Consider the following 19,418-nt stretch of genomic DNA (forward strand, 5'->3'; position numbering starts at 1 on the left):
AACCTTTAGTTATTCAACTTATTTTCATTCAGCCATCTGTTTAGATTGACTTAACAGTTCATCGATATTAATCACCGCGTTGTGTTTAATGGACTCTTCTGCCGCTACCCCTACTACTATGGACCAAAACCCCTCTGCTACTGTAGCTGTGTTTTTATGATCGCCTTTAATATTGTCTACGAAATACTTATGCTCGTAGTAAGTCCCCCCATGGTGCCCGCTATTTTGAATAATTGCAGGGTACATAGGAGTCGAAACTTTGGAGGTCCCGTTTTCTCCTGTTAAAATTTCAAAGTGAGTATTGGCCCTGTTGGACGGTAAAAAATCATCATTTTCGTATGTCTTAATTCTTCCTTTATTACCACAAACGGTCATTTCTTCATAAAACATTGGAGCAAACATACACAAATTAAAGTTTCCTTTTATACCGTTTTCATATTCGACTGTGACAAAGGCCTGATCGATAATATCAGAAGACTCGCCCTCGTATTCAAAATCATGATAATTGACCGCTAAACTTCCACTGGCATAAACAGATACAGGTTTGGAATCTGCTACCACGTTCATTAAATCAAAATAATGACAGCATTTTTCCACTAAGGTACCACCCGAGAATTTAGAAAATTTATTCCATTGATCGACTTTATCCAAAAAAGGGACTCTGTGTTCCATTAAACTGATATTTTTTACTTCTCCTAAAGACCTTTTTTGCAATATTTCATATAAAGCTTCATCATAGATAGGCTTATGCCGGTATTGAAGTCCGATTTGAAAAACACTCTTATAGTCTTTAACTAATTCCTGAATTGCTAATACATCGGGTATAGTTGTAGCCATTGGTTTCTCTAAAAGAATATGTTTTCCGGATTGGACAGCCGTTTTCATAACTTCCAAATGAGTATAGTTCGGTGTGCATATAATCAGCCCATCTACACCGGGATCAAAACAAGCTTCTTCTAAACTATTGTACAGGTGCAGTGTATAATCAAATTCTTTTTCAAAAGCTTCTTTTGTCCATTCAGCACTCGATTGATCTAAATCATAGACACCATGAATAGCAGCTCTTCCTTCAAGCATGGTCACTCTAATATGCTCCATGCCTATCATTCCAGCGCCTATAACATTAAATCTGAATTCAGGCTCTGCTTTAGAAAACACATACTTATCTTTAGGCTTTAAATACTCAGAGTAAAAATTCTGTTGAAAATAATTGTTGTTAGTCATCATAATACTCCTTTTACAATTTTGTCAGGGGTTTATCGTTTGTTTTTTCAACGGCTTTATCATGCTGAATTTGAATTGCTTCTTCATATTTTTTGTTCCATGATTTCAATGAAACAATGTAGATGATAACGGTTACAACAAAGAGTAGTAAAAACATCGGTAAAAACATAGACGACACGATGCCTTCTGTATAAGCGACGCCCCAGGGAGAAAATACTAAATAAGTGAAAGCGACTGCGCTAAGCAGCACTGTGGTTACAGGCAGTGCGTATTTCCACGGGGTCATGTTAACTTTAGGATCAGCATGAAATTCAAAGTCCCGTGGCAGAGGTTTGAACTTTCCTGCACTTAACATTATGCCTACTTCAATCAAAAACAGTATAAACGAGATGTAAATAAAGTTAATTTCAATACTGAAGCCGAAGAATTGATTGACTCCGTACAACAGGAAATAGTAGGTTATCACGTGAAAAATAATAGCAATCTTTGGCCCTAACGGAGGTACACGCTTCGTTAAGATGCCCACAAGCACAATGGCAATGATCGGAATATTAAAAAAACCAGTGAATTCTCTAATCAGGTTCCATAAACCATCCGGTGCACGCAGCAGCAGCGGGGCGATGAAAAAAGTGACCATAGCTAAAAAGGTACCGAACCATTTACTAATACGAATCATTTGTCTGTCAGTAGCGTTTCTATTGATCCACGCTTTATAAATATCGTAAGCAAACATGGTAGAGGCACTGTTTAATAAGGAGTTAAAACTTGAAAATACAGCTCCCAGCAAAACCGCTAAGAAAAAACCATTTAAGAAAGTAGGCATCACGTTTGCAATTAGTGTCGGATAAGCTAAGTCAATTGGATTTAACTGTTCTCCGTACAGATGAAATGCAATGATACCTGGAATCATCATCATTAACGGAACAAGCAGTTTATAAAAGCCTGTGAACAGAGCACCTTTTTGTCCTTCAGCAAGACTTTTTGCCCCTAGGGTACGCTGAATTACATATTGATTCGTCCCCCAGTAAAACAGATTCATAAAAATCATACCCGTGAAAATGGTACCGACTGGTACAGCATCATCTGAGGAGCCTATTGCATTTAGCTTCTCTGGATTTTCTAAAGTAATGGTGCGCATACCTTCAAGCATATTACCATTACCAAGAGCAATGAAGCCCAAAATTGGGATTAGCAGTCCTACAATTATTAGCCCGATACCATTTAGAGTATCGGAGATTGCTACTGCGCGCAAACCGCCAAAAATGGCGTAGCAGGCGCCAATAATCCCAATAGTCCATACTACTAACCAAAGACCTTGTTCCAATGAAATCCCAAGTAATTCTGGAATCTCAAACAATTGAAGAACTGCCAGACCTCCAGAGTACAGAACGCTTGGAATTGTAACAAAAGCGTAACCAAGCATAAATAACATAACTACGTATGTTTGAACACCGCTGTCAAATCTTGAGCGTAAAAACTGCGGTAAAGTTGTAAATGCTCCGCCCAAGTATTTAGGTAATAAAAATAGTGCCAAAATGATAACCGCAAAGGCTGCCGTTACTTCCCATGCCATATTGGAAAGATTAGCGCTATAAGCTTGGCCATTCAATCCAATTAATTGTTCTGCTGAAAGGTTTGTCAATAACAAGGAACCCGCTATGAAACCTCCAGTCAGCCCACGGCCTGCCAGGAAATAACCATCTGAGTCAGAAACTTGATTTCTAGTTTTTCTATAAGAAATCCAAGCTACTAAAGCCATGAAAAAAATACAGCTGGTAATTGTTAAAATCATTTATTTTCCTCCCTCTCAATCTACTTATAATTAATTTTTAGATTTTCCCCTACGATTCTCACTGGAACATTTTGCTCCACGAACTTTTTATGATCGCGATGAGCTATAGCCCATTTATTTTTTTTGAAAAGAAGTGTCTCAGCACTTCCCCTTCCTGTTTCCAACTCTTCATTCGTTCCCTTCGGTAAAATAATCATACTGTTGAAGCCGCTATCGGTCACCTTACAAGGAGCTAAATGAAGTGTAGTAGAGTAAATTTCCACAGCTTTAAGTGCGGGTATAAACACTCCTTTAGAGTTCTCAGTTAAAACTTCTTTTTGAATATCCACCTCCTGTAAAGTTTGAATCAATAATACCAACGGAGTGGCCGTTACTATAATTTCAGAGGTTTTATGAAATTCGAATCCATTTAAATATTGATTATGACCTTTACATAAACCTATTTGTATTGGTAACTGGCCAAAAAAATTATTTTCGACTTCCTTTTTGAATTTAGTATTTTCCCAATCACTAATAGAAGGAATATAAGTAGTATTGTTTTCTGGTATTTCGTCTTCTAAAAAACTATTAGGCAGTTCATTTAAAGGAAAGTCTTTAAGTTCTGTTCCATACTTCTCAAACTCTCTGTCCTCTAATTGCAACATTTCGATGCCGGAATTTTTACTTTTCAATTGCTCAAACATTTAGCGCCTCCTCAAAAGGTTACTATCTTTTAATATTGATCATTATCTTTGTTTTTATTATACATTTTTTTAAAGCGCTTTCAATATGTTTTTTGAATTTTTTAAATTAGTTTATACTCAAAAGTTGAACTATCGCTTAATGAGAGGAATACTTCTTTATCCTTTTCTCTATAAGTTTCAAAATTAAAAAAGGAGAAAACTGGCCAGAAGGCTAGTGTTCTCCTTTTTATAAAAAATTAGATATACTAAGAACCAGACTAATTCTTTTCAGACGTTAAGATATAAAAATTATCCGTCGGGAAAAATAATTTGATCCGTTGTAAGCCAACACGCCTAACCGCCTCCTTCATCTGCTTCAAGGACACACGGGGTGCTTTGTGTGAAGTGGACGGAAAAGCTTCCAGTTCCACAATCATCAGGCGCCCTCCCGGTAAGAGCACCCGCTGTATTTCCTCGAGAACCGACTCAAGAGACAATGCTTCATGCAGTACGAGCGAAGCCAGAACCACTTCCACAGACGCATCGGAAAACGGCAACTCATTCATCTCCCCCTGCACGATGGTTATATTGGCAGGAGAAGCCTTATCCGCTTTGGTTTCAATAAGTTCAAGCATTTCCGGATCGCGGTCAAACGCATAGATCTGTCCCTGCTTTTTTTCTGCTGCCGGGAGCGTCAAGTATCCTGTCCTGGCTCCTAAATCCAGTAGGTGGTCGTAAGCACCAAAAGAAATACTTTCAAGCACTTTTTCCGGAGGCAGTGCCTCCCACCGTTCTTTTCCCTCCAAATAGGCTTTTTTTCGGATGATGAGTGATGATGGTGAGTCATCGTTCTACCACTTTCCAGGCACGAAAAAACAACAAAGATATTAAAGACTTTTATTATCTTTAATTGGAATAAATTTAGCATCAGCTTTTTCAATTGTCCGTACTCATGCCCAGCACAAAGAAGCTGCCCGGTGGTCGGGACAGCCACGTCTGTATTGGTAACATCATTACCTGTTTCCCTGTTTATTCTCTGTTGCGGCAGAGGATTCACGCAGAAATTTTTCAAACAGCGAGAGGTTCGACATGATCGTAACAATCCACTCGTTCATTTGAAACTCTTTCACGCCCTCATACAATTCTTCTTCATTGCTGCATTCCACGACCTTATATCCTTTGCGTCTCCATCCATCGATGTTCATATCCCGGCGGCGGCCGACAATTACTTCGCGTTCTTTCGGACTGTAGCAGTAAACAAAGACGGGAGCAGTCATTATTTCAGCCTCTTTTCTGTAGAATATAGTCCGGCAGATAAAAAGCCAGCACTAAGAAAGGATCTTAGTACTGGCTGTGCCGAAAAGCTTTCTTCTTTTCAGCTGCTGCCGGCGTATTATTTTATACTTTGGCAATTGCCTGTTGTCATTCACTGGTTTTTAGTACATTCAGATATAAAAAACCACAGAGATATATTAATCTCTGCAGCTTATCTGTCAGCGCTTATTGTCTGAAGATTTCCGCCGGCTCTTGCTTAAAAAATTCCTCCTATTATTCAAAGCGCCGGCCGCAGAAATGCAGGCACAGGCTTTTCAAGCTTTCTTTAATCGTATATGATCGTTCATATAATCAAAATGCACTCCATCGACAGTACATTCACTGTCGCTTTTATCCAGGGTGTTAATCGCCTTAAGCCTAAAATGCAGTTCCTATTTTTATACTAAAACTATTTTCTTATACCTTAATTATAACACAGTTACTGCGTCGCACAAATTAAGTACGATAAAAATGGTAATATTAAGCATGTAACACCAGATGTAAAGAGTATGGCAGAAAGGAGCGGATAAGCATGCAGATCATTGGACTCCTTGGAGGCATGAGCTGGGAATCGTCTGCGCTGTACTATCAGCTGATCAATGAAGAAGTAAACCGCCGGCTTGGCCGGCTGCATTCGGCCCGCTCCCTTCTGTACAGCGTCGATTTTGAAGAGATTGAACAAATGCAGGCCGCCGGCGATTGGACAGCAGCTGGCGAACGGCTCGGGGAAGCGGCCACGGCTCTCGAACGGGGAGGTGCCGACTTTATCGTGCTTTGTACCAATACGATGCACAAAGTCATCGAAACAATAGAATCGTACATACATGTGCCGGTGCTGCACATTGCTGAAGCGGCCGCTCGTGATATCCGCCGGCAGCACCTCACCCGTGTCGGGCTGCTCGGAACCAAATATACGATGGAGGAAACGTTTTACACTGACGGCCTTCAGGCAGGCGGGCTCGGAGTAACGGTTCCCGGTCCCGAGGCACGTGTGGAAATCAACCGCATCATTTTTGAGGAGCTCTGCCACGGTATCATCCACCCAGTATCCAAAAGCTATATGCTCGAGGTAATGACGCAGCTTCGAATAAGCGGGGCTGAGGGCATCGTTTTAGGCTGTACGGAGCTCGGCATGCTGATCACCCCGGAAGATACTGATCTGCCGGTGATCGATACGACCCGCGTCCATGCCCTCGAAGCTGTGAACAAGGCACTCGACAACTAAACGCTATGGAGGAATGATAATGGAATGGTTTCAGCATTACGGTGTAATGGGCGCTGTCTTTTTAACAGCTGCAATTCTGGTCGTCATCAGCCGGCTGCCTGTCCGTAACCACCAGCGCCCCGGACTTTTCGTGACTATTTTCTGCGCACTTCTGCTGCTGTCTGCCGCAGGTGCAGCTGCCTACGGATGGTGGAAAGCTCCGGACTCCGTGACCGCTCTCAGCTTCGCATTTCTCGCTGCGATGGTATGGCTCGGTGCCGGAACCGGTATATGTCTCCTGGGCATCCGGAAAGCATTAAAAACTTCAAAGGGGTGATCTTTCATGCAGCACTGGAGCTTAACAAAAGAAATCCGTACGACGCATGGAAATATCCGTTACGACGTGCAGGGAAGCGGCCCGCCGCTCGTGCTCGTCCACGGCACGCCGTGGCTCGGCACGGAAGGACAGCACGCCTTTTACCGGCAGATGGCCCAGGCCGACCAAAAGTACACCGATGAGATCGAATCCCGCTACGGGGACGTTTCTTCCCCGACCTTGATTGTATGGGGTGAAAACGATGCCTGGATTCCGGTCAACCGCGCCCATATGCTTCATAAAGCTATTCCGGGCTCCCGTCTGGAACTCATTCCCGGCGCCGGACATCTTGTGCAGGAGGACGCGCCGACGCACCTGCTCGCCTGTATTACCGACTTTTTACGCGGGGAATAAAAATATCCAGCACGCCTGAGGCATGCTGGATTTCTTGTTACCATTCGGCAATCGTGCCGTCTTTATGCCGCCACACCGGGTTTTTCCAGTTGTGGCTTTCCTTTGCGCGCTCGCGCACGTAGTCTTCGTTGATCGTAATGCCTAGGCCCGGCCCCTGCGGCATTTTTACCGCGCCGTCTTCATAGGCAAATACGCTTTTGTCTTCAATGTAGTCGAGCAGGTCGTTGCTCTGGTTGTAGTGAATGCCGAGACTCTGCTCCTGAATGAAGGCGTTGTGGCTTGTCGCGTCCACCTGCAGGCAGGCCGCAAGCGCAATCGGCCCGAGCGGGCAGTGCGGCGCCAGGGCGACGTCATACGCTTCCGCCATCGTCGCGATTTTTTTGCCTTCGGTGATGCCGCCTGCGTGCGACAGGTCCGGCTGAATAATATCGACCCAGCCGTTCGCCAGAATGTGCTTAAACTCCCAGCGCGAATACATACGCTCGCCGGTCGCAATCGGAATGTGCGTATGCTGGCGCAGCTCCTGCAGCGCCTCCATGTTTTCGGTCAGTACCGGTTCTTCAATAAACATCGGGTGATACGGCTCAAGCTCTTTGGCAATCACTTTCGCCATCGGCCGGTGCACCCGTCCGTGAAAATCGATACCGATGCCAACGCCTGTGCCGACCGCTTCCCGTACGGCCGCTACACGGGCGACCGCTTCTTCGACTTTATCGAACGAATCAATGTACTGCATTTCCTCCGTACCGTTCATTTTAATCGCCCGGAAGCCGGAATCCACGGTTTCCTTCGCCGCTGCGCCGACGTCGCTCGGACGGTCGCCGCCGATCCAGGAGTAAATGTTGATGTTGTCGCGGCACGCGCCGCCCATCAGGTCATAAATCGGCGCATTGTAGTACTTGCCTTTAATGTCCCAGAGCGCCTGGTCGATGCCGGCGAGCGCGCTCATATGAATCGGCCCGCCGCGGTAGAATCCGGAGCGGTACAGCTTATTCCAGTGGTCCTCGATCCGCATCGGATCTTCCCCGATCATGTATTCCATCAGCTCATCGACAGCCGCCTTGACCGAAGCAGCACGCCCTTCCACGATCGGTTCGCCCCAGCCTTCAAGGCCTTCATCAGTCGTAATTTTTAGAAACAGCCACCGCGGCGGCACCTGAAATAGTTCGTAGGATCGGATTTTCATCGGGATTCCCCTTTCGTTTGTTCCAGATTGGCCAGCTGCAGGGCTCCCTGCAGCGACGCTTTTTCAAGATCATGTTTCGTAAAGACGTGGATCGGACGTTCCTGCTTTTGTTCCAGCACGTATCGGTACGCCTCCTGCATCGCACCGTGGCCGCCAAGATACAGCCAGTCAGCGCCGTCAGCAGCGCGTTCAAATGCTTTCATATCCTCGTACAGCACCGCACCGAGCAAGAGATTCGCCCGTGCGTTTTCGGTATAGTCAGCAAACAAATGGCGCAGACGCACGTAATACGCCGCCCGCGTGAAACCTTCCGTTTCCGCCAGCTCCCAGCCCTCCATCAGCACCTCCGGCTCGAGCGCCTCCACGAGCTTCGGCCCGACTGAATCGGATAAAATCGTGGATGTCCGCAGGGCTGAGAGCGTTTCTCCGGCCAGGGTGGACGTGCAGCTTAGCAGCCGCGAGCCGTTTTCCACGCGGATGTATTTTGTATGTGAGCCCGGCAGAATAATCAGGCCGCTGCCTTCAGCCGGCGTATGGCGCAGCATGCCGAACGCCTCAACCTCTTCGCCGCGCATCACATCGACCGGCTCCTCACCGTTTTTCATACCCGTGATCCAGTGCCAGCGCCGGGCATTGTAGCGCTCGTGTACCGTACGTTCAGCAAGCTCCTCCATCGTAAGCGGCGACGGCGCGTGGGGCACTTCGCGCATACCAATGTTCGCCGTCAGCATGCCGTAGCCGATCACATCACGGAAAGTAAAATGGGCAGCCAGCGTGTCGAGTTCATTATCAATCAACCGCTCGAGCAGCGAAAAATCCTGCTCCATCGCCTGATTGCGCACACCCTGATCGAGCGAGACGCGCTTTTTAACCTCCAGCGTGTCAGCGTCCACGACCCGGAGACGCGTATTGGTGGTACCGCCATCAATAACAATGACGTTCATCGAGTTCCACCGCCTTCACGGAGCAAGGCGCGGGCCTGCTCCATGTTACGGGTCAACTGCTTCATGTCTCCGCGTTCAATCGCCTTCGGATCCACCACCTGGCTGCCGAGGCCGACCGCATGCCAGCCGTGCTGCAGGTATTCCTGCATGTTGTCGAGCGACACGCCGCCCACCGCCATTGCACGCACATGCGGAAGCGGACCGTGTACGTCTTTCAAATACGAGGGCCCGAATGCGCGGATTGGGAAAATTTTCACCATTTCCGCTCCGGCCTCGGTAGCCTGCAGAATTTCGGTCGGCGTGAGCACGCCCGGAATGACCGGCACACCGTAGCGGCTGCCGGTTTCAATGGTTTTTGCGTCAAGCGTCGGAGCAAGCAGAAACTCCGCCCCGGACAAAATGGCGGTACGCGCAGATTCGGCGTCCAGCACCGTCCCGGCACCAATATGCAGATCGCTGTGGGTCGCCTTCGCCCATTCAATCGCCGCAAGCGCCCCCGGCGTGTTCATCGTCACTTCAAGCACCCGGGCCCCGCCGGCGTACAAAGACTCAATCACCTGCTGGAGCTGCGTTTTGTCACTGCTGCGGATGATTGGCACTATTTTCTCCTGTTCAATCGTCTGAATAATACTCATCAGCCTGCGGCCTCCTTTTGTTCCTTATTAAGGAACATCGTTCCGTATTATGAATAAAAAGAAAGTCTCCTGCGGGAAATGTCGTTTACAGTGTAGCAGACCGAGCGGCAGATTGAAAGCGTTCTTTTAATGGCCTAGTTCCCGCGATATGGATACCGCCGCCCGCTGCACCTGCAGCACCGTTTTTTCCCAGTCGATCGTTTCCGCGTTCATGTGCGGCATCGTCACACTGACCGCTGCCACTGCCCGCCGGTGAAAATCAAAAATGGGGGCCGCTACGCAGGTCACGCCAAGCTCATGCTCCTCCCGGTCGTAGGCCACGCCTTCCTGCGCTATTTTATCCAGCTCCGGCATCATTGCTTCTTTGGATGTAATCGTATGCGGCGTATGGCGGATCATTTCCTGCTCGCCAAGAAGCTTGTCCTGCACATGCGGGGGCTGAAACGCCAGCAGCGCTTTTCCAACGCCGGTGCAGTAGAGCGGCGCTTTACGGCCGACCCGGGAAAACAGCCGCAGCCGCGCGTACGTTTCCACTTTATCGATGTAGACAACCTGGGCACCTTCGAGCTGGACAAGGTGAACCGTACTCGCCGTCGCTTTCGCGAGGTCATGAATGATGTCTCCCGCCGCTTTTCGCACGTCGATGGATTCTGCCACCCGCTCGCCCATTTCCATGAATGTGAACCCGAGCGTATACACATCGCGTTCGTTTCCCTGCTTCACGTAGCCCTTCTGCAGGAGAGATGCCAGCAGCCGGTGCACTGTACTCTTGGAAACATTCAGGCGGTTCGCAAGCTCCGTGACGCCCATTCCTTCCGGCGCTTCGGCGAGCAGGTCAATAATCCGGAGGGCGCGGTCGACGGATTGGACCGTTCCGTTTGTATTCATGCAGCCTTCCTCCTTTCTGTACTGCAGTCATCGTAGCACATTTCTCTTGTATGTTAGTATAAAACTACACAATAAATGGAAAAGTAAGGAAAGGAGATTTATATGTATTCCCGTGTGTTTGTGGATGAGCATTGGAATTTAATTGCGAGTATTATCGGCAATTTTGCCGTGATGTTTGCGATGCTGATCGGTATTGACGGTCTATCTGCCGGTGAGCCTCCGGGTATGGTAAGCAAGGTAAGCGTTTCGGCAGCTATTGCCCTGCTTCTATGTGTTAATACCGTACGGAAGTTTCGGAAGTATCAGCCCGAGAAATAAAAAAGCGTCTGTCCCGGAGGATAGGCGCAGATGATTTAAACACATTATTAGTTATAGCTCATCCTTGTTAATCAGCTATTGTTTCATAACAACACCTTCAGCTGAAAGACCACTGTATAACTGTCTCTCTTTAAAAGCATAAGAACCTTTAAGCTTCTTTATCCAACACTTCCAGCTTAAGAAGAACTTTTTCTCCGCTGTACCGTTTATATACTGCGTAAACTACATTCCCTATCCCAAACGACCACCAGACAGTTAAGAGACCGACAATCAAATGGCCACCTAATGAACCCCAGCCACCGTGCTGACGCATTCTTATTGAAGATTCCCCTCGAGAGATTACTTCATATCCCATTGTCACAAAATCATCGGTTACGCTTTCCATTTCACGTACTGACCCAACTCTTCTAATCCTGTCTAAAGCCATGGTTTTTTCCTCCCTAAAATATATTAATAAATGCAAAATATATAAAAATACTAGGACAATATTATTATTTAAATAGTATAATGAATTACAGAAAATTACAATACTAAAGTGACAGTTTTACAGTAAATTTTATAAAAAGGTCGTTCCGTTAAATTATACTGCTACTTTTAACACCAGTACTTTCATCTACATATGTATGGGCAGTTTATTTCACCTTTTATGCACCCGCTAAGTGAATTGGTTTGTATAAAAAAACGCCTCCCCGAAAGGAGACGCTTCTTTAATCCATATTCAATTATTTTTAGTTGTACACAATCCCGCCGTCGATCAGTACGGCCTGGCCGGTCATGTAATCCGAGTCCGGCGAAGCCAGATACGAAACGAAATTCGCTACATCCTCCGGTGTCTGCGGGCGCCCCAGGGCGATACCTGCAGTAAATTTCTCGAATGCGTCCCCTGGCTTTTCGAGCCCCATTTCTTCAACCATCCGGGCATCGATGCGCTCCCACATGCTCGTCCCGACCACGCCCGGGCAGTAAGCATTAACGGTAATCTTGTCCGGGGCCAGTTCCTGGGCGGAGGCCTGTGTTAAACCTTTAACCGCAAACTTGGTAGCCGAATAAATCCCAAGCATTGGAAAGCCTTTATGCCCCGCAATGCTGCATGCGTTAATAATTTTGCCGCCGCCCTGCTTTTTCATCTGCTCGGCCGCTGCCTGAATGCCAAAAATAACGCCGTTCACATTCACAGCGAAAATTTTCTCGATATCCTCTTCCTCTACTTTTAAAAGCGGGGCTACATGATCAATACCGGCATTGTTTACAAACACATCGACGCTTCCGAAATGATCCGCGGCTTTTTTCACAAGATCGTTAATGTCCTGCCTGCTAGTTACATTGGCTTCCACAGCCAGGGCTTCACTGCCGCTGTCTTTAATGGCCTGCACCGTTTCCTCCATTTTTTCTTTATCAATATCGCTGATCACAAGGTTGAATCCATCTTTCGCAAGACGCGTCGCAATGCCTTTCCCAATGCCCTGTCCCGACCCAGTAACGACTGCTGTTTTACTCATGCATTTCACCCTCCATATATTAGATTCGAACTAATGAACCTTTCCTTTTAAACCCTATTCATAAACATAATTATGACTTAAGAATTAAAACTTTTATCACGAAAACAAAAAAACGCCTTCCCGAAGGAAGACGCTTTTCACTTACCCTTTTTCATTTACCAAAAGCCCGGACTGACGAAGGATCGAAGCGTTAAAATTCAGAAGCGATTCGGGTGGTATTTCCCGCACGATTTCTTCCGTGTCGCGGTCGATCACCTGCACATACACCCGCTCGGTGTCTTCGTGCACGTTAAACTTCAACCGTGTTAAATGTGGATCAAGCATCGCACTCAACGTTTCGACTGATTTTCTACTTCCTTCTTTGTTATGTAAAGCGCCGAATTGGTTTCAGCTGCTACCAATTCGTTCGGCGTTACTTTCGACGCATCTATAACGCCCGCTTCCAGCCTGGGTGAAGTCCCCTCGCCTCCGGCTGATCGAATAGAAACATCCATCTCCCGCCTCCCTCCTCCTGGTATGATCCCTATCCCTTTACGTCGATCGACTGACCTTTGTCCGAAACACTGCCGACATCGATACCATCACCTCCTTTCATAATATTATAAAAAAGGCCCCGGGGCGCCGGAACCTCTGGGTGTATAGTCTTTGGTGTAAAAGTGCCTCAGTTGTTTATAGTATCGGCAGAATTTCGCGGGAGTGTAAGGTTTATAATAATACACACGGCTGAAAATGCTGTTCCAACTCTCGCTGTAATTTTTCACGTTGGGAATCAAGGTAAATTGAAAAATTTCCTGGAGTCTTGCGTATGAATGGTTTTCTAAATGAGTGACGACCAAGTCTAAGTTCTCACGGATATTACTGAACCACTGCTCCGCCCCTCAGTGTTTTCGATATTTTTAAGCACCCTCTGACACGAGCGCTCTAATGCAGTAAAGCTAAAAATCATATCTTGCATAAGCTGGACTGCTTCCGAATAGTTTCTTTCATTGAGTTGCTCATATCATTTTGGTTGGCACCCATCTGACGATGAGCGTTCATGGCACCTAAACTGTGGTTAATAATCATTATAAAATTCCTCCCTGAGTGTGTAAGTACTTTCCACGTCCTTGTGGTAAGCCTATGTCACAGAATTTGCTTTCACGCCCGTACGCTGCGTTTTGGCATTTCCTGCTTATACTCCTTATATCGGCTGCTCGGTTTATGCATTTAGTATTTCCTGTAATTCTCTTAAAAATATTCTTTTAGTTATATTATGCAAAAAGTACTAGTTATTTTCACATAGCATTCGTATACTTACTTATGTGTCAGAGCAGTTGGGAAAATATTTGAACAGAGGTGTTGGATTATGCAGAAGACAATGGTATTAGAAGAGTATGAAGTAAACGCAAACACGATGGCGATTGTGCCAAATTTTGAAGGAGAGGCGAAAAGTATTATATGGGAAAAAGACGGAGCGCGTATACCGGCTTCATGTGCGCCTACGGCTATCATTAAAAGAGGATGTCTGCGCGGGGGGTCTTCTTTTGAAGGGCGAAGCGAAGCGGTAAAGCATTACTTACATATCCGCAAGAAGTTGCCGGTGCCGGTAAATCCGTCGGAAGGGATTTATGCATTTCCAATTTCATCGCTGCGCGATCCGGAAAACATCTGGATTTTTTATAATCATGTACAGCCCGGCCAATTTGTCACTTCCGATAATGGAACGATGATTCAATTCACTGACGGTACATCTCTCCCGACAAAAGCGAGTACTTTTATGATTCAGCAGCAGTTGTTCCGTACGGGCCACTGCCAGAGCATGTTTACCGCCTAAAAAACAAAAAAACAGAGCATGGAGTACAAGGGCTCCCGCTCTGTTTATGCTTGGTTAGAAAAGTATAATGCCTAAAAGTTCAGCGACATTGCTGTCTAGCTACGATGCCATAATTCTAAGAAGTAGTTTCTGGGCTGCGTCTGCATGTTCGCTAATAATACTAAAAAATAATGCCGTGCTGAATGATAGAGCATGGCATTTTTTTGATGCTTCAATTCTAGAGTTTGCTAAAATAGGTAAGTTCGGTGGTTCACAAAAAGAGCTAAACCTCTTCTATCTTATCCCATCAAAAAGGCAAAGCTTTTCACGCTGTCCAGCTACGCCACCCAGCCGTCCAGTCCATTGGCTCCACCCTGGCTTCACCGTCTGTCGACGCTTCCAGCCAGGTTTACGCCAGCCGTCTGGAACGGCTGTACAGGGTGGCTCCGCTTTTCTTTTACGTTATAAACTCGACCCAGTTTTCTTCGATCGCGCGCTTTATGGTATGCGTGCGGTCGTTGGCCTGCATCTTTTTCGTCAGATGACTGACGTGGTTGTTAACGGTGGCGACGGCCAGAAAGCATTCTTCGGCAATTTTGCGGTTGCTTTTGCCTTCGAGGATTTTTTCCAAAATCCGGATTTCTGCTTCCGACAGCGTGCCGCGTGCTTTATGCACGTCGAGTTCGAGCTGCTGTTCGGGTGGCTCTTCCTGCAGCTGATTCATGCGGCGGTACCGTTCGACGACCTGCGGCTGAAACACCGGGTCGATGTACGTCTGAAACTGTGTGGCGCGCATGAAATGCTTGCGCCAGTCATCTTCGCCGCGCTCGGCGGCAAGAAGCATCGTCACATCCTGGCAGATGAATTCATCCACCAGGTGCCTGAGCCGCTCCGGCAGGTTCACACCAATCCTGCAGGCGGACCCGGCCCGTTTTGCTTCCTGAAGACGCACAAACGCATCCAAATCACTGCACGCTGTGTAATACAGCGTATCTTTCTGCAGACCGCGCTGCATAAGCGTGGTCCACTCTTCCCCATTCGTGCGCACAGCCAGTTTCCCCATTGATTCTGCTGCCTGTGGCAGTACTTCTGATCCCTGCAGGTCGATAAATAAAATCGGCACCCTGCTTCCCGGGATGTTGCGACTGTAAGTCCTGGCCATTATGTATTCCTCCTGAGACCTCACCGAAAGTGATGTTATTTTTGTTGAACACACTTTCCCCAAGCATGCCCTCTGCGTTTTTGTCTGTTGATTTCTCTCTGTAAACTGCAGCAGGACAACCAATCCCCTGAACTCGAACGACCGTATACAAATTCTACCTTTTTTTCACAGGTTCCGACAAGAAGCCCTATGACCCTAGGCATTTTCCACTTATCGTCAATTAATTATATCATAAACATGAATAAAGAACTATAATATTTCCTTATTGTTCATTTTTTATATATATTTCCATATTTTTTAGTATTTTTATTAGTTCGTAAGTTGTGTATAGTGAATAAATAGTCATTTAATTATTTTTTGATATTTTCCGATAATTTCTGTAAAAGCGTACTGTCGCCTGCAAGCGACTGCCGGTTTTCCTGTTGGATAGAGACGTATACTTCCTGGCGGTGTATATCAATATGCTCCGGGACATCGATACCCACAGCTTCACCTGGTCTCCTTCAATTCCGAGTAAAGTGATCGCGATATCATCCCCGACACGAATGGATTCTTTTTTCTTTCGTGTGAGTACTAACATGATCCTGTGCCTTCTTTCTTTGTCCGCTGAAACAGCAGATGCTTCGTCTCGTACGGCGACTGCGCCATCGGCCACTGCTTGCCGAGTTTCTGTTCAACGTTGATAATCAGTGGTGCCTGCAGGTTCGCCGTACTGTCTTCGAGCGTGTTCGCATACGTCAGGGTGACATAGACAAGTACCTGCTCCGGGTTTTCGATATGCAGATGTTCCGGGACAGCGTCCGGCACTTCAAGCTCGTAGTCCGGGAAAAATACAAACGGATCGGCAGTAATAAACGCAATATGTGCATTTTGCACCGACTGCATAATAAACAGGCTGCCGCTGTCGTCGAACGGAAGAAACACAAAGTCGCGTTCCTCTTCAAACGCCGGAATGCCCTGCGGAAAACGGGTAATATCGTCTTCTTCGATCGTGACAGCATCTAAATGCTTCGTTTCAATTTCCACTCCTCTGCCTCCTTGTAAATGGTATATGTACACGAAACAGATGGACAGTCACAAAGACCAGTATACTGAATCGTTCTTCATAATAAAACAGATTTTCCCACATTTTATAAAATTTCATCTAAGAAAATCCAAAAACGTCGTCTGCATGATCCGTCCAGCCGAGGCGAGCGCCGCCTGATGTACGGTCTGCTGATTCGTTAAATTAGTAATCACTTCTTCCAGACCGGCCTCTTCGTTGTTGGACATAATTTTGTTGGAAATGACCTTTTGATCGGCGAGCCGGCTTTCGATCATTTCGATCCGGTTGGAACGGGCGCCTAGTTCGGCCCGCTCGTTGACGATGCTGTTCATCTGTTGGTCAAGCGTGCCCAGATATTCCTGGAGGTCCTCGCCGGTCGTGTCCGGATTTTCCAGATCGGCCTGCAGCTGTTCAAGTTCGGCAAACAGCTGCTCGTTAAACACCTCGCCCGACGATGAGCTCCATTTCCACCGCATCGCCGTGACCGGTGAAGCTGTCTGCCGTCGCATTAGTGTCGATTGGCGGGTTCGTTGTGTTGGATCCGTTAAAAATGTATTTGTCGCCGACCTTCGAGTTGGCAGAGCTGATCAGCTGCTCCTTCAGTTCATTGATTTCTTTGGCAATGTTACCGCGCTGTTCGCCTTCGTACGTGTTATTTGACGCCTGGGTGACGAGCCCGCGCACCCGCTGGCATTCCAGGTAAACGGCACGGAGCGCCTGTACAAACAATTTCCCGCATGACGGACAGTTTTTTTATTCGCCCATAGCTCGCTTCTCCTTTGATTCATTGTTGCTTATTATATCGGCACCACCCACCCCGAGTTTAAGCGCGGATCAATGTAAGCGAAGCCGTGGAAGCAGCTCCCGCGGCCTCAAGCACTTGCGCCGCTTCGCGGACCGTCGCCCCGGTCGTGTAAATATCGTCAATGATCAGAATGTTCCGGCCAAAAATCATATCAGAAGCAGGGGCGGTAAATCCGCGCACGGTCTGCAGCCGCTCCCGTTTCGTCTGCTTGCTTTGCTTGCCGCTTTCCCCATCAGGGCGTTCGAGCGCCAAAGCGTACGGCACTTTAAGACTGGCGGCGAGCACCTCTGCCTGGTTAAACCGACGCTCCTTCATCCGCGCCGGCGTAAGCGGTACTGGAACCGGCACAAAGCCTGGAAAGTGCTTCCGGTACGCACGGCGGAGGTCATGATCGAATGCGGCAGCCATCACCGCGTCGCCGCGGAATTTCCAGCGGGTCGTCCACGCCTGCATCCAATCGTCGTAGCGAAACAGCGATACATTTTTCATCCATCTGCCGGTCTCCGCCCGCTGGCGCCAGCTGAGGCAGTCGGAACACACGTCCACGTGCCCAGGCGCCGAGCACTCCGGACACGCTGGCCCGGAAATTACAGGCAGCTGTACGGTGCACGTGTCGCAAAGACGCCCCGCTCTCCACGTAAACAGGTTATTGTACGTCCAGGACGTCTGCAGGCGTTCCTGGCAGGAAAGACAGTATCCGCGTGCAAAAGACAAAAGAGAATCATTATTCACCTGGCTCCGCCTCCTCCCGGTTCATCGTCTGGATATGGCGGATCGTCTGCTGCATCGCTCTCGTACGACCGTAATGAAAGAAAACGACGTCCCCCTCCGGACGCTCCGGATTTCGTCCGGCTCTGCCGGCGATCTGTACGAGGGCGCTTTCGGTGAAAATATCGTCGTCGGCGCCAAGCACTGCCACATCCGCTTTCGGAATCGTGACGCCGCGCTCCAGAATCGTCGTTGTAACAAGGATATCAATATCCCCTTTTCGGAAAGCAGTAATTTTTTCCTCGCGCTTTTCGTCGTCGGCGTGTACTCCGTCGCAGCGAAAGCCTTCCGCCCGGAGAGCTTCCACCACCGGCCGAACAGCCGCTACCGACGGGACAAACACAAATAGCGGATAGGCAGTGTCCCGCGACCGGCACCATTGCATCAGCGCATGCGGCAGGCCTCCGCGGGTGAGCTGCAGCCTCCAGTTTCCGGCCCATCGGCATGCTGGCATCGGGAGCGGCTGGCCGTGAAACCGGCGCGGCACCCGCACATACGCCAGGGCCCCGCTTTTCATCCGCCGCTGTTCGTGCTTTCCGGGCGTCGCGCTTAAATAGATCACGGCCGCCTGTGGGCGGCATGCTTCCTGAACAGCCTGCTGGAGACCCGGGTCAAACACGTACGGAAACGCGTCCACCTCGTCAATTACCGCCATATCAAAGGCGCCCTTAAACCGGCGCGCCTGATGCGCCGTTGCGAGCACAAGACGTGCCTCCGGGCGGGCATCCGGACTGCCGGCATACCACGAGGCAGCCGGTACCTCGGGAAACACGCCCGCAAGACGCGGATACAGCTCGCGCACGACGTCCGTCCGCGGCGTCGCCCACAACACCCGTTCACCCCGGGCAAGCGCCTCAGCCACCGCCTGAAACATCATCTCGGTTTTGCCCGCACCGCACACTGCCCAGATGTATAATTCCTGTTTTAGCAGGCCGGCATTCGCAGCGGCACGGGACGCCTGCTCCTGTTCGGAAGACAGCCGGCCGCTCCATACAAGCGGATCAGAATATACCGGAGCCGCTTCGGGTCCCGTCCAGCAGTAGAGCGGCGTGCAGGCCGACACCCGGCCCATTTCCAGGCACTCCCGGCAGTAGACGCACCGCCCGCTACCGCACGCACATGTGTGGGAACCGAACAAGCCGGGGTTTTTGTTGCTGCAGCGCAGGCACTGTGAAAAAGAGCCCTGCTGTGTGATGGCAGGCACCGCCTGCAGCATTTCTGCCTGCACATAGGTATCGATAATTTTTTGAGCGTACGGCAGCTCCTGCGCCAGCAGCGCCCGGCCGCTGCAGTGGGCCTGCATCTGTTCATAATCAGGTAAGATGGTAGTAGAAGGGTTAGAAACAGAGGAAAAGGAAGGAAAAGGTGAAGCCGGCCGTCTGCAGCCGGTAAACCAGGTGGATAGCATATTCATGGGAGGTGGTTCCTTTCGTGGAAGGGTTTAAAAAGA

General features: G+C 48.3%; 25 protein-coding genes and 1 pseudogene. 5 read left to right on the top strand and 21 right to left on the bottom strand.

From position 1 onward, the window contains the following. Window positions 1–24: 24 nt before the first annotated feature. From BLV22_RS07730 to BLV22_RS07750, 5 genes are all read right to left on the bottom strand, one after another. Window positions 25–1,224, bottom strand: coding sequence for a Gfo/Idh/MocA family protein (locus tag BLV22_RS07730; RefSeq protein ID WP_245724050.1), 1,200 nt, complete (start codon window positions 1,222–1,224; stop codon window positions 25–27). A 13-nt stretch (window positions 1,225–1,237) separates the two neighbouring features. Further along, window positions 1,238–3,016 (bottom strand): solute:sodium symporter family transporter, encoded by a 1,779-nt coding sequence (locus BLV22_RS07735; RefSeq protein WP_091613534.1) that lies wholly within the window; start codon window positions 3,014–3,016, stop codon window positions 1,238–1,240. Between the two features lie 20 nt (window positions 3,017–3,036). Continuing rightward, a complete protein-coding gene (locus BLV22_RS07740; protein WP_091613537.1) occupies window positions 3,037–3,699 on the bottom strand; it encodes a DUF4867 family protein in 663 nt (220 codons plus the stop codon). A gap of 257 nt (window positions 3,700–3,956) precedes the next feature. Beyond that, a complete protein-coding gene (locus tag BLV22_RS07745) occupies window positions 3,957–4,484 on the bottom strand; it encodes a class I SAM-dependent methyltransferase (RefSeq protein WP_176967704.1) in 528 nt (175 codons plus the stop codon). A 207-nt stretch (window positions 4,485–4,691) separates the two neighbouring features. Then, window positions 4,692–4,955, bottom strand: a complete 264-nt coding sequence (locus BLV22_RS07750; protein WP_091613543.1) for a hypothetical protein — start codon at window positions 4,953–4,955, stop codon at window positions 4,692–4,694. A gap of 569 nt (window positions 4,956–5,524) precedes the next feature. Here BLV22_RS07750 and BLV22_RS07755 point away from each other — a divergent pair. The 3 genes from BLV22_RS07755 to BLV22_RS07765 are packed head-to-tail and all read left to right on the top strand — an operon-like array spanning window position 5,525 to window position 6,926. Continuing rightward, window positions 5,525–6,217, top strand: coding sequence for an aspartate/glutamate racemase family protein (locus BLV22_RS07755; RefSeq protein ID WP_091613546.1), 693 nt, complete (start codon window positions 5,525–5,527; stop codon window positions 6,215–6,217). 19 nt (window positions 6,218–6,236) lie between these two features. Then, window positions 6,237–6,533 (top strand): hypothetical protein, encoded by a 297-nt coding sequence (locus tag BLV22_RS07760; protein WP_091613549.1) that lies wholly within the window; start codon window positions 6,237–6,239, stop codon window positions 6,531–6,533. A 6-nt stretch (window positions 6,534–6,539) separates the two neighbouring features. Beyond that, a complete protein-coding gene (locus BLV22_RS07765) occupies window positions 6,540–6,926 on the top strand; it encodes an alpha/beta fold hydrolase (RefSeq protein WP_091613551.1) in 387 nt (128 codons plus the stop codon). A 37-nt stretch (window positions 6,927–6,963) separates the two neighbouring features. Here BLV22_RS07765 and dgoD read toward each other — a convergent pair whose 3' ends face one another. From dgoD to BLV22_RS07785, 4 genes are all read right to left on the bottom strand, one after another. Then, window positions 6,964–8,112 carry a galactonate dehydratase gene (gene dgoD, locus BLV22_RS07770; RefSeq protein ID WP_091613554.1) on the bottom strand — a complete coding sequence of 383 codons (1,149 nt, stop codon included), beginning with the start codon at window positions 8,110–8,112 and terminating at the stop codon, window positions 6,964–6,966. Continuing rightward, window positions 8,109–9,056 carry a 2-dehydro-3-deoxygalactonokinase gene (locus tag BLV22_RS07775; protein ID WP_091613557.1) on the bottom strand — a complete coding sequence of 316 codons (948 nt, stop codon included), beginning with the start codon at window positions 9,054–9,056 and terminating at the stop codon, window positions 8,109–8,111. Before BLV22_RS07775 ends, dgoD begins: the two co-directional genes overlap by 4 nt. Continuing rightward, window positions 9,053–9,691, bottom strand: coding sequence for a bifunctional 4-hydroxy-2-oxoglutarate aldolase/2-dehydro-3-deoxy-phosphogluconate aldolase (locus tag BLV22_RS07780; protein ID WP_091613560.1), 639 nt, complete (start codon window positions 9,689–9,691; stop codon window positions 9,053–9,055). The genes BLV22_RS07775 and BLV22_RS07780 overlap by 4 nt, the downstream gene beginning before the upstream one ends. 126 nt (window positions 9,692–9,817) lie before the next feature. Continuing rightward, the gene (locus BLV22_RS07785) at window positions 9,818–10,579 is read right to left on the bottom strand and encodes an IclR family transcriptional regulator (protein ID WP_091613563.1); all 762 of its coding nucleotides are present in this window, start codon (window positions 10,577–10,579) and stop codon (window positions 9,818–9,820) included. Window positions 10,580–10,681: 102 nt separating this feature from the next. On the opposite strand from BLV22_RS07785, the gene BLV22_RS07790 reads away from it, so the two are divergent. Next, a complete protein-coding gene (locus tag BLV22_RS07790) occupies window positions 10,682–10,897 on the top strand; it encodes a hypothetical protein (RefSeq protein WP_091613566.1) in 216 nt (71 codons plus the stop codon). 148 nt (window positions 10,898–11,045) lie between these two features. Here BLV22_RS07790 and BLV22_RS07795 read toward each other — a convergent pair whose 3' ends face one another. From BLV22_RS07795 to BLV22_RS15025, 4 genes are all read right to left on the bottom strand, one after another. Then, window positions 11,046–11,324, bottom strand: coding sequence for a DUF8108 domain-containing protein (locus tag BLV22_RS07795; protein WP_218130598.1), 279 nt, complete (start codon window positions 11,322–11,324; stop codon window positions 11,046–11,048). Between the two features lie 301 nt (window positions 11,325–11,625). Continuing rightward, window positions 11,626–12,396 carry an acetoin reductase gene (locus BLV22_RS07800; protein ID WP_091613569.1) on the bottom strand — a complete coding sequence of 257 codons (771 nt, stop codon included), beginning with the start codon at window positions 12,394–12,396 and terminating at the stop codon, window positions 11,626–11,628. Between the two features lie 141 nt (window positions 12,397–12,537). Continuing rightward, window positions 12,538–12,720 (bottom strand): flagellar protein FlaG, encoded by a 183-nt coding sequence (locus BLV22_RS07805; protein WP_091613571.1) that lies wholly within the window; start codon window positions 12,718–12,720, stop codon window positions 12,538–12,540. Window positions 12,721–12,725: 5 nt separating this feature from the next. Next, window positions 12,726–12,890, bottom strand: coding sequence for a hypothetical protein (locus BLV22_RS15025; RefSeq protein ID WP_176967705.1), 165 nt, complete (start codon window positions 12,888–12,890; stop codon window positions 12,726–12,728). Between the two features lie 851 nt (window positions 12,891–13,741). Here BLV22_RS15025 and BLV22_RS07810 point away from each other — a divergent pair. After that, a complete protein-coding gene (locus BLV22_RS07810) occupies window positions 13,742–14,209 on the top strand; it encodes a competence protein ComK (protein ID WP_091613574.1) in 468 nt (155 codons plus the stop codon). A 436-nt stretch (window positions 14,210–14,645) separates the two neighbouring features. Here the strand turns inward: BLV22_RS07810 and BLV22_RS07815 are convergent, their stop codons facing one another. From BLV22_RS07815 to BLV22_RS07840, 8 genes and pseudogenes are all read right to left on the bottom strand, one after another. Next, window positions 14,646–15,350 carry a response regulator transcription factor gene (locus BLV22_RS07815; RefSeq protein ID WP_091613577.1) on the bottom strand — a complete coding sequence of 235 codons (705 nt, stop codon included), beginning with the start codon at window positions 15,348–15,350 and terminating at the stop codon, window positions 14,646–14,648. Window positions 15,351–15,700: 350 nt separating this feature from the next. Beyond that, window positions 15,701–15,835: a hypothetical protein gene (locus tag BLV22_RS15295; RefSeq protein ID WP_425433803.1), complete on the bottom strand. Its 135-nt coding sequence runs from the start codon at window positions 15,833–15,835 to the stop codon at window positions 15,701–15,703. Between the two features lie 26 nt (window positions 15,836–15,861). Next, window positions 15,862–15,930: pseudogene (locus BLV22_RS15300) on the bottom strand (carbon storage regulator); the annotation flags it as partial. Next, on the bottom strand, window positions 15,924–16,376 hold the full coding sequence (gene fliW, locus BLV22_RS07825) for a flagellar assembly protein FliW (RefSeq protein ID WP_176967706.1): 453 nt from the start codon (window positions 16,374–16,376) through the stop codon (window positions 15,924–15,926). The gene fliW and the pseudogene BLV22_RS15300, both read right to left, overlap by 7 nt. Window positions 16,377–16,490: 114 nt before the next feature. Next, entirely contained in the window at window positions 16,491–16,871 is a 381-nt protein-coding gene (locus BLV22_RS07830; protein WP_176967707.1) for a flagellin, read from the bottom strand. Further along, a complete protein-coding gene (locus tag BLV22_RS14815; protein ID WP_143030968.1) occupies window positions 16,831–17,124 on the bottom strand; it encodes a hypothetical protein in 294 nt (97 codons plus the stop codon). The genes BLV22_RS07830 and BLV22_RS14815 overlap by 41 nt, the downstream gene beginning before the upstream one ends. A 94-nt stretch (window positions 17,125–17,218) precedes the next feature. Beyond that, on the bottom strand, window positions 17,219–17,932 hold the full coding sequence (locus BLV22_RS07835; protein WP_091613584.1) for a ComFC family protein: 714 nt from the start codon (window positions 17,930–17,932) through the stop codon (window positions 17,219–17,221). Continuing rightward, on the bottom strand, window positions 17,925–19,382 hold the full coding sequence (locus tag BLV22_RS07840; RefSeq protein ID WP_091613587.1) for an ATP-dependent helicase ComFA: 1,458 nt from the start codon (window positions 19,380–19,382) through the stop codon (window positions 17,925–17,927). The genes BLV22_RS07835 and BLV22_RS07840 overlap by 8 nt, the downstream gene beginning before the upstream one ends. Window positions 19,383–19,418 lie beyond the last annotated feature (36 nt).

This window comes from Marinococcus luteus, from assembly GCF_900106595.1.
Classification (GTDB): Bacteria; Bacillota; Bacilli; order Bacillales; family Marinococcaceae; genus Marinococcus; species Marinococcus luteus.